This is a genomic window from Vibrio sp. DNB22_10_4 (assembly GCF_052879755.1).
The window spans coordinates 1-13180 of sequence record NZ_JBNNXW010000019.1; the positions used below are offsets into that span (position 1 = coordinate 1).

At 47.7% G+C, this 13180-nt stretch carries 11 protein-coding genes and 4 tRNA genes; 7 read left to right on the plus strand and 8 right to left on the minus strand.

The genetic code is table 11. The annotated features are described in order from the left end of the window. The 5 genes from ACVA6Q_RS22625 to ACVA6Q_RS22645 form a co-directional block, all read right to left on the minus strand. On the minus strand, positions 1 to 290 hold a 290-nt coding region (locus ACVA6Q_RS22625), incomplete at its 3' end, for a GTP-binding protein (RefSeq protein WP_446649004.1). A gap of 137 nt (positions 291 to 427) precedes the next feature. After that, positions 428 to 503 (minus strand) — tRNA-Thr (locus ACVA6Q_RS22630). 13 nt (positions 504 to 516) lie between these two features. Beyond that, a tRNA-Gly gene (locus ACVA6Q_RS22635) sits at positions 517 to 591 on the minus strand. Between the two features lie 35 nt (positions 592 to 626). Continuing rightward, positions 627 to 711: transfer RNA gene (locus ACVA6Q_RS22640), tRNA-Tyr, on the minus strand. A gap of 48 nt (positions 712 to 759) precedes the next feature. Beyond that, positions 760 to 835: transfer RNA gene (locus ACVA6Q_RS22645), tRNA-Thr, on the minus strand. A gap of 209 nt (positions 836 to 1044) precedes the next feature. Between ACVA6Q_RS22645 and coaA the strand changes: the two genes are divergently transcribed. Then, entirely contained in the window at positions 1045 to 1968 is a 924-nt protein-coding gene (coaA, locus tag ACVA6Q_RS22650; RefSeq protein WP_446649005.1) for a type I pantothenate kinase, read from the plus strand. Between the two features lie 41 nt (positions 1969 to 2009). On the opposite strand, the gene birA is transcribed toward coaA, so the two are convergent. Together birA and murB are read right to left on the minus strand one after the other, a co-directional pair. Continuing rightward, positions 2010 to 2972, minus strand: coding sequence for a bifunctional biotin--[acetyl-CoA-carboxylase] ligase/biotin operon repressor BirA (gene birA / locus ACVA6Q_RS22655; protein ID WP_446649006.1), 963 nt, complete (start codon positions 2970 to 2972; stop codon positions 2010 to 2012). After that, a complete protein-coding gene (gene murB / locus ACVA6Q_RS22660; protein ID WP_446649007.1) occupies positions 2969 to 4003 on the minus strand; it encodes a UDP-N-acetylmuramate dehydrogenase in 1035 nt (344 codons plus the stop codon). Before murB ends, birA begins: the two co-directional genes overlap by 4 nt. Before the next feature lie 59 nt (positions 4004 to 4062). Between murB and ACVA6Q_RS22665 the strand changes: the two genes are divergently transcribed. Together ACVA6Q_RS22665 and pssA are read left to right on the plus strand one after the other, a co-directional pair. Continuing rightward, a complete protein-coding gene (locus tag ACVA6Q_RS22665) occupies positions 4063 to 4494 on the plus strand; it encodes a GNAT family N-acetyltransferase (protein ID WP_353497582.1) in 432 nt (143 codons plus the stop codon). A 90-nt stretch (positions 4495 to 4584) separates the two neighbouring features. Next, positions 4585 to 5925, plus strand: coding sequence for a CDP-diacylglycerol--serine O-phosphatidyltransferase (pssA, locus tag ACVA6Q_RS22670; RefSeq protein WP_353497581.1), 1341 nt, complete (start codon positions 4585 to 4587; stop codon positions 5923 to 5925). A gap of 90 nt (positions 5926 to 6015) precedes the next feature. Here the strand turns inward: pssA and typA are convergent, their stop codons facing one another. Then, a complete protein-coding gene (gene typA / locus ACVA6Q_RS22675) occupies positions 6016 to 7848 on the minus strand; it encodes a translational GTPase TypA (protein ID WP_353497580.1) in 1833 nt (610 codons plus the stop codon). 511 nt (positions 7849 to 8359) lie between these two features. On the opposite strand from typA, the gene glnA reads away from it, so the two are divergent. From glnA to glnG, 4 genes are all read left to right on the plus strand, one after another. Then, entirely contained in the window at positions 8360 to 9769 is a 1410-nt protein-coding gene (gene glnA, locus ACVA6Q_RS22680) for a glutamate--ammonia ligase (protein ID WP_353497579.1), read from the plus strand. A 135-nt stretch (positions 9770 to 9904) separates the two neighbouring features. Then, positions 9905 to 10465, plus strand: coding sequence for a DUF4124 domain-containing protein (locus ACVA6Q_RS22685; protein WP_446649008.1), 561 nt, complete (start codon positions 9905 to 9907; stop codon positions 10463 to 10465). Between the two features lie 134 nt (positions 10466 to 10599). Then, entirely contained in the window at positions 10600 to 11649 is a 1050-nt protein-coding gene (gene glnL, locus ACVA6Q_RS22690) for a nitrogen regulation protein NR(II) (protein ID WP_353497577.1), read from the plus strand. A gap of 45 nt (positions 11650 to 11694) precedes the next feature. Beyond that, a complete protein-coding gene (gene glnG, locus ACVA6Q_RS22695; protein WP_446649009.1) occupies positions 11695 to 13098 on the plus strand; it encodes a nitrogen regulation protein NR(I) in 1404 nt (467 codons plus the stop codon). Positions 13099 to 13180: the final 82 nt, after the last annotated feature.

Sequence of the window (13180 nt, forward strand, 5' to 3'; positions counted from 1 at the left end):
GCAGCACCTGTGATCATGTTCTTAACATAATCCGCGTGTCCTGGACAGTCTACGTGTGCGTAGTGACGTGCTGGAGTATCGTACTCTACGTGAGAAGTAGCGATAGTGATACCGCGCTCACGCTCTTCTGGAGCGTTATCGATAGATGCGAAGTCTTTAGCTACACCGCCATACACTTTAGCAAGAGTAGTACAGATAGCTGCAGTTAGAGTTGTTTTACCGTGGTCAACGTGGCCGATAGTACCAACGTTTACGTGCGGTTTCGTACGTTCAAATTTTTCTTTAGACATGAGTTGTCCCTCTAGGTACGGATTTTGGTGGCTTTGAAGACCACGTAACCAAAAAATCTTGGTAATAAAGCTTCCTTCAACCAATAAACATAGTTTAGGCAAAAGAAAGTATCAAAAGGAAATATTGCTTTGAGAGCTGGTGCTGATAGGCAGACTCGAACTGCCGACCTCATCCTTACCAAGGATGCGCTCTACCACCTGAGCTATATCAGCACTCTAAATGAGTTGGAGCGGGCAGCGGGAATCGAACCCGCATCATCAGCTTGGAAGGCTGAGGTAATAGCCATTATACGATGCCCGCAACACGTAACTCTGAGAGCTATTCCCTAAAGAATATGGTGGGGGGGGACGGATTCGAACCATCGAAGGCAGTGCCGGCAGATTTACAGTCTGCTCCCTTTGGCCACTCGGGAACCCCCCCAAATTTTACTTACCATTTTCGTCATCATTGCCCTAGGCAAAGTGAAAATGGTGCCGACTACCGGAATCGAACTGGTGACCTACTGATTACAAGTCAGTTGCTCTACCTACTGAGCTAAGTCGGCATAAGTGGAGCGCATTCTATTGAATGAATCTTTTCGATGCAACCGTTAAATTAAAAAAAAATCCGATTTTCACCACATTCTTTTTGTTTGACGACTTTTTGTACACATTTCGGGGAATTAGCATCAGCCCATTGCATGAATTATTTGATTTATCCCTTGCTTCAGGTATGTTCAGCACTCTGTCACTTTATTCCATGGTTAGGTTACCTATGAGTCCCTTTATGTCATTCAGTCGAGAGCAATGGTCAGCGCTTCGCAACGCCGTACCCATGACCCTCACAGAAGAAGACCTAAAAGAGCTTCAAGGCATCAATGAAAAGCTAACTATGCAGGAAGCCACTGACGTCTACCTGCCTCTTTCTAGGTTGCTTAACCTTTATGTTGCAGCAAGGCAGCGCCGTAACTCTGTACTTGGTGAGTTTTTAGGCAATACCGAACATACGCCGCCGTTTGTCATCGGCATCGCGGGCAGTGTTGCTGTCGGTAAAAGCACCACCGCACGTCTTTTAAAAGCACTATTAAGCCGTTGGGACAATCACCCAAAAGTTGAGTTGATTACCACTGACGGCTTCTTGTACCCGAATAAGACGCTACTCGAAAAGGGGCTGATGGGTAAAAAGGGCTTTCCAGAGTCTTACGATATGCGCCGCTTAGTGCAGTTCGTGTCCGATGTGAAAGCGTGCAAAAGAAATGTTCAGGCGCCGGTCTATTCGCACATCACGTATGATATTACTGAGGAAGAAAAGGTCGTTGACCTTCCTGACGTGTTGATTATTGAAGGGCTGAACGTGCTGCAAAGCGGTATGGACTACCCACACGATCCACACCGCGTGTTCATCTCCGATTTTCTCGACTTTTCGCTCTATGTCGACGCAGACAGTGAGCAAATTGAGCAGTGGTACGTCAATCGCTTTATGAAGTTCCGTGAGGGTGCCTTTACTAAGCCTGGCTCTTACTTCAGCCACTATACCCAATTGAGCACAGCAGAAGCCGAATCAAAGGCAAAGAACATTTGGGCGTCGATCAACGGCCTAAACCTGGTCGAAAACATCCTACCGACCAAAGAGCGCGCTCAGCTGATCTTGCAGAAAGGCGCTGATCACAGCGTTGAAACGGTGTATTTGAGAAAGTAAATAACAACTATGGTTCCTAAGCTCTAGGAACCATAACACCATTAAACATCAGCTTTTCGTAGCGAAATTTCACCGCCAACGTACGACTCAATCCCTCTCTCGGTTTCAAGCAAGACCGCACCTGTGGCATCAATACCTTGCACGATACCTTTTATCTCACGCTGACCCATGATGAGTTTCACTTCCCTACCTAAGAAGTTATCGTGCTGGTTCCAGCGCTCTACAAAACCATGCAAACCGCGCAGTTCATAATCTTCCAATGCCGCTTGCCACGCTTTAATAAACGCGACGACTAAATCATTACGGCTAAACGGTGTGTCTACCACTTCACTGAGCGATGTCCAAGGCTGATCGATACCCGTCACTTGCTCACTCATGTTGAGGTTCATACCCATGCCAATCACTAAGTTGGCTGCACCGCCCGCTTGACCTGACATTTCAACCAAAATCCCTGCTAACTTCTTATCTCGGTAGTAAAGATCATTCGGCCATTTGAGCTTCACTCCCTCAATACCCAACTCTTGCAGCGCTTCGACTATAGCAACACCCACGACGAGGCTCAGCCCCATCGCCGCTGCCATACCCGCCTCTAAACGCCAGTACATCGATAGGTACAGGTTACTGCCAAACGGCGACACCCATTGTCTGCCGCGGCGTCCGCGACCTTTAGCTTGATACTCTGAGATGCAGACGCTACCAGAGTCTAAGGACTCTTGTTTGTCGAGTAGGTACTGGTTTGTTGAGTCAATGATTGGGATCAGCTCAAACGGTGTCGAAACACTCTGTGCAAGGCGCTTTTCGCTCAATAGCTCCATCGGCTGAGCTAATTGATAACCTTTGCCCTGAACTCGGAAAATATCTACGCCCCACGCTTGAATGCCTTTAATGTGCTTACTCACTGCCGCACGCGAGATCCCGAGCTCTTCACCCAATGCCTCACCAGAGTGGAAGCGACCAGTGGCGAGCCTAGCGAGAATGGCCAGTTTCATTTGATGCTCTTTCATAGCACGTCCTTTAAATACACTTCATGGCTTGCGCCCATAAAGCGCACCTCATGCTCAAGTTCAACACCAAACTTATCAAGCACGTTTTGACGTACAAACGCCGCCAGACGCACCACATCGTCAGCAGTTGCATCATCATGATTAACCAGAACCAAAGCTTGGTTTGGGTGCACCATAGCACCACCAATTTGATGCCCTTTCAGGCCACATTGGTCAATAAGCCAGCCCGCCGCAAGCTTCATCCCATCCTCAGCTGGATAAGCCACAACCGCGTCATGTCTAGATTTAACTGAGGCATACAGGGCTTGGCTGATAATTGGGTTTTTGAAGAAGCTACCCGCATTCCCAGTAATAGCAGGATCAGGCAGTTTCTCTTGGCGAACCTTCACAACCACATCAAACACCTGCTTAGGTGTTACTGTGGTCAGATCCAGCGATTGCAAAGGTCCATAGCTAAGGTTCGGTCGCCACTGCTTATCCAGCTCTAGACCTATAGCAGTAACGATCGCTTTATCTTTCAACGCATGTTTGAAAATGGAATCACGATAGCCGAACTGACATTCATCTCGAGAAAGCCTTTTGACTTCGAACGTTTGCAAGCAAAGATAATCAACGTAACGACAAACATCTTTTAGCTCAATGCCATAAGCGCCAATATTTTGGATCGGTGCACTGCCCGAACAGCCCGGTATCAAGGCCAGATTTTCAATGCCTGCATAGCCATGCTCCACGCACCACTTCACCAGGTTTGGCCAATCTTCACCGCCGCTAATATGAAGCTTGTGTGTGGTCGCCGTATCGCTCACCTCAATACCGCTCAAGCGATTGATGATCACCACCCCTTCAAATGGTTCAGTGAACAGCATATTACTGCCCTTACCTAACATCAGTTTTGGTAGAGCTTGCCACTCTGGGCGCTGATAGACAGTAATTAAGTCTTCAACCGAGTGAACCTCGACTAAAGCGTGACATTGCTGACTAATACCAAAGGTGTGATACGGGCGGAGCTGAGCGTTGTTTTGAATTTGCATGGGCGTCGATTGATGGCTTACACTGCCGCTATTCTATCCTTTTGGAGTCCGAATTGGCTATGGATACGTTAAATTTCGGTGTGCTTGACCCGATAAAGCTCCCTATTGCAAAAAAACTCTACAAAGCGCACTACCCTGCTGGTAAGCCTAAAAGCGATGAACGCATACTGACGCTAAGTCGTAATCAAACCCTAAGTGCCTTGGTTCGATTTCGCACCATTGAGCAGTATCGTCTCATGACAGGCATGCTGGTTATCCCCGAGCAGCGAGGCTTGGGGTTGGGTCACCAACTGATGGCGCATCTGCAACAAACTGAGCTCAATGATGGCGATTTTTGTTTCGCCCTGGGTCACCTTGAGAGTTTTTACGCACAGCATGGCTTTAAAACTCTAGCAGAAGAGGATCTGCCCAACCCACTTAAGCAGCTGTTTTGTCGCTATATTCAGGGTGGTAAGTCACTCGTTTCGATGCGTTACCTTGATCCCAGTTAAACTTATCAACGGTTTACTACCCATTAAGGACAAGAATTTGGTAAAATTCTAGGTTCGCAATTTTGCAATGACCAAAGGTACAGTCTCTACATGATGGCTTTTAGGAACTCTTTTGAACAGCTTCCCTCAATCGCGCAGGATCCGAGTAAACTCGATGTTTTGCTCTCTGCTAGCGACTATCGCGAACATATCATTCAAGCGATACGCGAAGCAAAGTCAAGAATCTACCTAGTCGCACTGTATTTGGAAGATGACGACGCAGGACGCCAAATTCTTAGCGAGCTTTATCAAGCGAAACAAAATAACCCAGCCCTGGATATCGCAGTCTGTGTTGACTGGCATCGAGCTCAGCGCGGCCTTATTGGCGCTAAGCAATCTGACGGCAACGCGGTGATGTATCGCGAGTTTCGTGAAAAACACCAATACGGCGTCCCTGTCTATGGCATACCGGTTCGCGGCCGTGAAGTGTTCGGCGTGCTGCACCTAAAAGGCTTTATCATCGACGATACCGTCATTTATAGCGGTGCTAGTCTTAATAACATCTACCTAAACTACAAAGATCGCTATCGTTTCGACCGCTATCACGTGCTCGAAAACGCCAAGCTTGCCGACAGCATGGCAAACTTTGTGGCCACAGAGATGATCGCCAATCCAGCAGTCAATGACTTGTCACAGCCACAAAAGCCAACCACAAAAGAAATCAAAGCGGAGATCCGCCAACTGCGTGGTTCACTCTCTCAAGCACGTTACGAGTTTGATGCCGAGCCTGCGAATGAGAACCAAGTGTCGGTCACGCCGATTGTGGGCATTGGCAAACGCCGCAACAAGCTAAATCAGAGCATCAATCAGCTTCTTGCTAGCGCTAAAGACGAAATCTTTATTTGTACTCCTTATTTCAACTTCCCTAAATCGGTGGCGAAAGAGATCAAACGCGCGCTAAAACGTGGCGTCAAAGTGCGTATTGTCGTTGGCGATAAAACCGCGAACGATTTCTACATTTCACCAGAAGAAGACTTTAAGACCATAGGTGGTCTACCGTATCTGTATGAAATGAACCTGCGCCGTTTCGCAAAAGCCAACGAAGCACACATTGCCAGCCGTAATCTGTGTATTCGCCTTTGGAAACACGATGCCAACAGCTTCCACTTAAAAGGCATTTGGGTCGATAAGCGCTACATGCTGATTACAGGTAACAACCTTAACCCACGCGCTTGGAGCTTGGATTTAGAGAACGCAATTCTAATTCAGGATCACTACTCGCACTTGGTTGAGAAGTTTGATGCTGAGATTGAGAATATTCTTGAGCATACTCAGTTGATTTGTACTTATAAGCAGCTTGAGAAAGTTGAGAATTATCCGCTGCCGGTGCAGAAGTTGTTGAAGAAGATTACTCGGGTTAGGGCTGATCGGGTTTTGAAGCAGTTGCTTTAAGCCTAAGAGATTAAATAGCGCTACGATCACCTAAACTCCAGACACAAAAAAACCAGCCTATATCGGCTGGTTTTTTTCATCTAACGAAGCTTACGCTTTCGCTGGACGGCTCGCACGCTTACGTTCGTTCTCGGTAAGAAGCTTCTTACGAATACGAATGTTCTCAGGCGTAACTTCTACTAGCTCATCTTCATCGATGAACTCTAGAGCTTGCTCAAGGGTGTGCTTAATTGGTGGCGACAGAACCTGCGCTTCATCAGTACCTGATGCGCGAACGTTTGTCAGCTGCTTACCTTTCAAACAGTTTACTGTTAGATCGTTCGAACGGTTGTGAATACCGATGATTTGGCCTTCGTATACCTCATCAGCGTGCTCAGCAAACAAGCGACCACGTTCTTGTAGGTTAAACAGCGCGTAAGTCAGAGCTTTACCTGTTGCGTTTGAAATCAGTACACCGTTGTTACGTTGACCAATTACGCCGCCTTTGTGTGGGCCGTAATGATCAAAAGTATGGTACAGCAGACCTGAACCAGACGTTAGTGTAAGGAATTCAGTTTGAAAACCGATAAGACCACGTGAAGGCATCATAAAGTCCATACGTACACGGCCTTTACCATCCGGAGCCATGTCCGTTAGTTCACCTTTACGCAGACCGATGTTTTCCATGATGCCACCTTGGTGTTCTTCTAGAACATCAATGGTAACTGTCTCGTATGGTTCTAGTAGCTGACCATCTTCTTCTTTGATGATAACTTCAGGACGAGATACCGCTAGCTCAAAACCTTCACGACGCATGTTCTCGATCAGGATAGATAGGTGAAGCTCACCACGACCTGAAACGCGGAACTTGTCTGGATCGTCCGTTTGTTCAACACGTAATGCTACGTTGTGAACTAGCTCTTTCTCTAAGCGCTCTAGGATGTTACGAGAGGTAACAAACTTACCTTCTTTACCAGCGAAAGGAGAAGTGTTTACTTGGAACGTCATAGTTACTGTAGGTTCGTCCACTGACAGTGGAGTCATCGCTTCAACAGTATTGACGTCACAGATTGTGTCCGAGATTTTCAGCTCACCAAGACCTGTGATCGCAATGATGTCACCTGCATTCGCTTGCTCAACTTCGTGACGGTCAAGGCCAAGGTAGCCAAGAACTGTACCAACTTTACCATTGCGTTTCTTACCGTCAGAACCAACGACAGTCACTTGCTGGTTTGGCTTAACAGAGCCGCGAGTTACACGACATACGCCAATGACACCCACGTATGAGCTGTAATCTAGCTGAGAAACCTGCATTTGCAGTGCGCCGTCAAGATCAACGTTTGGAGCATCTACGTTGTCAACGATAGCTTGGAACAATGGTTCCATGTTCTCGCCTTCTTCGCCTTCTTCTAGTGTTGCCCAACCATTAAGTGCTGATGCATAAACTACTTGGAAGTCCAATTGATCATCAGTTGCACCTAGGTTATCGAACAAGTCAAACACTTGGTCCATAACCCAATCTGGGCGAGCGCCCGGACGGTCGATTTTGTTGATAACAACAATCGGCTTAAGACCGTGAGCAAATGCTTTTTGTGTTACAAAGCGAGTTTGCGGCATTGGGCCATCTACTGCGTCTACGATAAGTAGTACAGAGTCTACCATCGACATAATACGCTCAACTTCGCCACCGAAATCCGCGTGTCCCGGAGTATCAACGATGTTGATGCGGTGATCGTTCCAGTTGATCGCTGTGTTTTTAGCAAGGATCGTGATACCACGTTCCTTTTCGATATCGTTCGAGTCCATAACTCGCTCTTCAGTTTCACCGCGAGACTCAAGAGTACCGGATTGCTGAAGCAGCTTGTCAACAAGGGTAGTTTTACCGTGGTCAACGTGCGCGATAATCGCAATGTTTCTTAACTTATCAATCTGTGGAGTTGACATAGATTTCTTTCACTCAGTCAAGAGTCGCCGCACGATAGCCGCTGACTCGATTAAAAAAACGCCCGCAATATACCAGAAATAACGAGAGTTGTGATCTTCTTCGTTGAAATCTTGCTTAAACATAGTCGCTTTAGACTGGTTTTGCCGTAAAACGACGCCATAAAGCGGTTGTTTCACCAAATCAAAGCATGACGAAAGCCAAGCTTCACGTATCGGTTGACAGGTGAGCCAAAACCATGCTGAATGTATGGGCTATTTGATTCAACTTGGTGCAAGAATTTAACATTGCACACTTATGGTGCAATCAATGATCATTTTGGTGCAAACGTTTGCTCCAATTTGGAACTAAGTTTTTTATAGTATTGAAAAATAACGGATTTATTTTTTGGCACGGTTCTGGCTTTATTAGAATCAGCATCGATTAACGCACTTCATTAAGCAGACGTTAATCAATGCCGATTAACACTAATCGAGCACTTAACCGCTTTAATAACACTGGAGGTTTTCCAAGATGTCAGTAGAAAATGTTCTATCGCTGATCCAAGAGAACGAAGTTAAATTCGTAGATCTACGCTTTACAGATACTAAGGGTAAAGAGCAACACGTTTCTATCCCTGCACACCAAGTAGACGCAGACTTCTTTGAAGAAGGTAAAATGTTTGACGGTTCTTCTGTTGCTGGCTGGAAAGGCATCAACGAGTCAGACATGGTGATGATGCCAGACGCAGCAAGCGCGGTTCTTGACCCATTCACTGAAGACGCAACTCTGAACATTCGTTGTGACATCCTAGAGCCTGCAACTATGCAAGGCTACGACCGTGATCCACGCTCAATCGCTAAGCGCGCTGAGGACTACCTACGTTCAACAGGTATCGCAGATACTGTTCTAGTGGGTCCAGAGCCAGAATTCTTCCTATTCGACGACGTTAAGTTTGCAACAGACATGTCTGGTTCATTCTTCAAAATTGACGACGTAGAAGCAGCTTGGAACACAGGTACTGACTTCGAAGGCGGTAACAAAGGTCACCGTCCTGGCGTTAAAGGTGGTTACTTCCCAGTAGCTCCAGTTGACTCTTCTCAAGACATCCGTTCTGCAATGTGTCTAGTTCTAGAAGAAATGGGTCAGGTTGTTGAAGCGCACCACCACGAAGTAGCGACTGCGGGTCAGAACGAAATCGCAACTCGTTTCAACACGCTAACGGCTAAAGCGGACGAAATCCAAGTTTACAAGTACGTTGTACACAACGTTGCTCACGCATTTGGTAAGACGGCAACATTCATGCCTAAGCCTCTAGTAGGTGATAACGGTTCTGGTATGCACGTTCACCAATCTCTAGCGAAAGACGGTGTTAACCTGTTCGCTGGCGACAAGTACGGCGGCCTATCTGAAATGGCTATTTACTACATCGGTGGTGTTATCAAGCACGCTAAAGCAATCAACGCATTTGCTAACGCATCAACTAACTCGTACAAGCGTCTTGTACCAGGCTTCGAAGCACCAGTTATGCTTGCTTACTCTGCACGTAACCGCAGCGCTTCTATCCGTATCCCAGTGGTACCAAGCCCGAAAGCACGTCGTATCGAGCTACGCTTCGGTGACCCATCTGCAAACCCATACCTATGTTTTGCAGCAATGCTTATGGCTGGTCTTGACGGTATCAAGAACAAGATCCACCCAGGCGAAGCAATGGATAAAGACCTTTACGATCTACCAGCTGAAGAAGCGGCAGAGATCCCAACAGTGGCTTACTCACTAAAAGAAGCGCTAGAGTGTCTAGACGCTGACCGTGAGTTCCTAACGTCTGGCGGTGTATTCTCTGATGACTTTATCGATTCTTACATCGACCTTAAGTCTCAAGACGTAGAGAAAGTAAACATGACCACTCACCCACTTGAGTTTGAACTGTACTACTCAGTTTAATCGACAAAATGGCATGAATTTCATGTTTTCATAAATATTAGGCTCGCCTCGCAGGTGGGCCTTTTTTCTATTCGAAATCCTCTCCCTGCGCGTTAGCATAACCAAACTCTTTAAACGCTACCTAAGGTCTCTTGCATGGTTACCGCGCGGCGCACTGTCACTCATCTCGTTGCTTTACTGTGCCTGGTTGGCGTATTGAGCCTTGCTGGTCATCACGTTTCTGCCACCGATATTTATCATTGGAAGGACGAGCAAGGAAACATTCACTTTAGTGACTTTCCCGACAGCCCAAACGCGCAGGCTCTATCGCTTCCAGACGTTCCTCCCCCCCCACAAGTCCTCAATGAGGCTCCTGTAGATTGGACATCAAGCCCGTATCTGGAGCAGAGTCAAAAGCAAGCAAGTACTAAGCTAGCGGTGGCTATCACGCGTCCACAGCATGATGCGACGCTGCGAAATAACTCCGGAGACTTCTCCGTCAGTGCCTCTATCTCAGGCTCTCTAACTGACATACAAACCCTGCAGCTTCTTCTCGATGGCAGGCCTTATGGCTCCCCACAAACCACGGCGAGTTGGAGTTTGACCAACATAGATCGCGGTACTCACACCTTAACCATACAAGTGCAGCAAAGCGGCAAGGTAATTGCATCATCCAATACTATAACAGTGCATCTTCATCGTGCATCGGTGCAATAGTAAGCAGAGCCGCCCTAACGCTTTTACTCTAGTTTAAATTGCGCCATACTTAGCTTATGCAATGCACCATTTTAGTGCACAGGGCGAACCTCGCTCGTGCAGTGCACCAATATAGAACAGAGTAAGGAGAGCGTGTGGCAAATTGTGAATTGACCGATGCAATACTCAACAATGTTGTGACTGCAACATTGATGCTCAACGAAGGGCTGACGGTTCAATATGCCAACCCTGCTGCCGAACAACTTTTTGCTCAAAGCGCCAAACGCTTGGTTGGCTGCCATTTATCGCAGTTTATCCAGCATGCATCACTCGATCTCGCGCTGCTGACCCAGCCGCTACAGAGCGGCCAAAGTATCACCGACAGCGACGTAACCTTTGTGGTCGATGGCAAACCTCTACTACTTGAAGTGACGGTCAGTCCGCTCTCTTGGAACAAGGAGCTGATGCTATTAGTAGAGATGCGCAAAATTGGCCAGCAAAAGAGACTGTCCCAAGAGCTCAACCAACATGCTCAGCAGCAAGCAGCAAAACTTCTGGTTCGTGGCCTTGCCCATGAAATTAAGAACCCGCTAGGTGGTTTACGTGGCGCCGCTCAGCTGCTGTCAAAGATGTTGCCCGATCCTTCTCTCAACGAATATACCAACATTATTATTGAGCAAGCTGACCGACTAAGAGCTCTTGTCGATCGGCTACTCGGCCCACAAAAACCTGGCACCAAAAAACAAGAAAACCTCCATCTGATTTTGGAGAAGGTACGCCAGTTGGTGGAGCTAGAGGCCGGTACAAGTCTTGCTATCGAGCGCGACTACGATCCTAGCCTGCCGCCGATATTAATGGATACGGATCAAATCGAGCAGGCGCTACTCAATATCACCAGCAATGCTGCGCAAATTCTCAGCCGCCAGGAGAATGGCAAGATCACCATGCGTACCCGCACCGTGCATCAAGCCAATATTCACGGCCAGCGCCACAAGCTCGCGGCTCGCATAGAAATTATCGACAATGGGCCAGGCATTCCTGCCGACCTTCAAGACACACTGTTTTACCCAATGGTCAGTGGCCGAGAAGGCGGTACCGGACTTGGCTTGTCCATTTCACAAAACTTGATCGACCAACACAATGGAAAAATAGACGTAGAAAGTTGGCCCGGTCGTACCATTTTTACAATTTATCTGCCCATTTAAAGCCCTAAGAGGCTATTGGATGGCTTGCTGTAAGGAAGTTTGGCTATGAGTAAAGGATATGTATGGGTCGTCGATGACGACAGCTCGATACGATGGGTAATGGACAAAACCCTATCGTCGGCAAACATCAAGTGTGAAACCTTCGCTGATGCAGAAAGCGTGCTAATGGCATTGGAGCGCGAAACACCAGATGTGTTGGTGTCCGACATTCGCATGCCTGGCATCGATGGCATTGAGCTGCTAAATCGCGTTCAGCAGAGCGCACCAGAGCTGCCAGTTATCATCATGACTGCGCATTCCGACTTAGACGCAGCGGTCAACGCTTATCAAAAAGGGGCGTTTGAGTACCTACCGAAACCGTTCGATATCGACGAAACCCTCACCTTAGTCGAGCGTGCTATCACCCATAGTCAGGAGCAAAAAAGCGCCCTATCCAGTGAAGAGACCATAGCCGCTGAAGCGCCAGAAATCATCGGTGAAGCACCAGCGATGCAAGAAGTGTTTCGCGCCATCGGCAGACTGTCACGCTCTTCCATCTCGGTGCTCATCAACGGTGAATCTGGTACAGGTAAGGAGCTCGTCGCTCATGCGCTGCATCGCCATAGTCCTCGCTCAAGTAAGCCGTTTATCGCCCTGAACATGGCGGCAATTCCAAAAGACCTCATTGAGTCAGAGCTGTTCGGCCATGAGAAAGGCGCATTTACTGGCGCCAACAGTGTTAGACAAGGCCGCTTCGAGCAAGCCAATGGCGGTACCCTGTTTCTCGATGAAATTGGCGACATGCCACTCGACATTCAAACTCGCTTACTGCGCGTACTGGCCGACGGTCAGTTCTATCGTGTTGGTGGGCACTCTGCGGTCAAAGTGGACGTGCGTATCGTCGCCGCTACGCACCAAAACCTCGAAAAACTGGTTAACGAAGGAGAGTTTCGTGAAGACTTGTTCCATCGTCTAAATGTTATTCGCATCCATATCCCTTCTCTAAGAGAACGTAAACAAGATATTGAAAAGCTCACGCTGCACTTCCTATCATTAGCTGCGGAAGAACTGGGCGTAGAAACCAAGTCACTCAACGCCGATACGGTCGAGATCCTCAATCAACTTGATTGGCCTGGTAACGTACGTCAGCTAGAAAACACCTGTCGCTGGCTAACAGTGATGGCAAGCGGTAGTGAAATACTGCCCAATGACTTGCCACCAGAGCTACTTGATGAACCCAAACGTATAACCGAAATGAGCGGCGGTGATTGGCAGCAACTGCTTTCGTCATGGGCACAACAAGCTTTAGCATCGGGAGAAACTGAGATCCTCAATCGCGCTCAACCTGAGTTTGAACGCATTTTGCTTGAGGCCGCGCTCTCGCATACCAATGGCCACAAACAAGATGCCGCCAAAGTGCTCGGCTGGGGTCGAAACACCCTAACCCGCAAGCTTAAAGAGCTTTATTAGAAAACCTGAGGCAGACAATGGGCATTTTGGGAAAATAACGACAGCAGCCACGTTAGTGTGCTGATTATCAACAAAATAGACG

Excerpts from the sequence above, each read along its gene's own strand:
- glnA (WP_353497579.1), top strand. The coding sequence starts at position 8,360 with ATGTCAGTAGAAAATGTTCTATCGCTGATCCAAGAGAACGAAGTTAAA.
- ACVA6Q_RS22685 (WP_446649008.1), top strand. The coding sequence starts at position 9,905 with ATGGTTACCGCGCGGCGCACTGTCACTCATCTCGTTGCTTTACTGTGC.
- glnG (WP_446649009.1), top strand. The coding sequence starts at position 11,695 with ATGAGTAAAGGATATGTATGGGTCGTCGATGACGACAGCTCGATACGA.
- birA (WP_446649006.1), bottom strand. The coding sequence starts at position 2,972 with ATGAAAGAGCATCAAATGAAACTGGCCATTCTCGCTAGGCTCGCCACT.
- pssA (WP_353497581.1), top strand. The coding sequence starts at position 4,585 with ATGATGGCTTTTAGGAACTCTTTTGAACAGCTTCCCTCAATCGCGCAG.
- ACVA6Q_RS22665 (WP_353497582.1), top strand. The coding sequence starts at position 4,063 with ATGGATACGTTAAATTTCGGTGTGCTTGACCCGATAAAGCTCCCTATT.
- typA (WP_353497580.1), bottom strand. The coding sequence starts at position 7,848 with ATGTCAACTCCACAGATTGATAAGTTAAGAAACATTGCGATTATCGCG.
- murB (WP_446649007.1), bottom strand. The coding sequence starts at position 4,003 with ATGCAAATTCAAAACAACGCTCAGCTCCGCCCGTATCACACCTTTGGT.
- coaA (WP_446649005.1), top strand. The coding sequence starts at position 1,045 with ATGAGTCCCTTTATGTCATTCAGTCGAGAGCAATGGTCAGCGCTTCGC.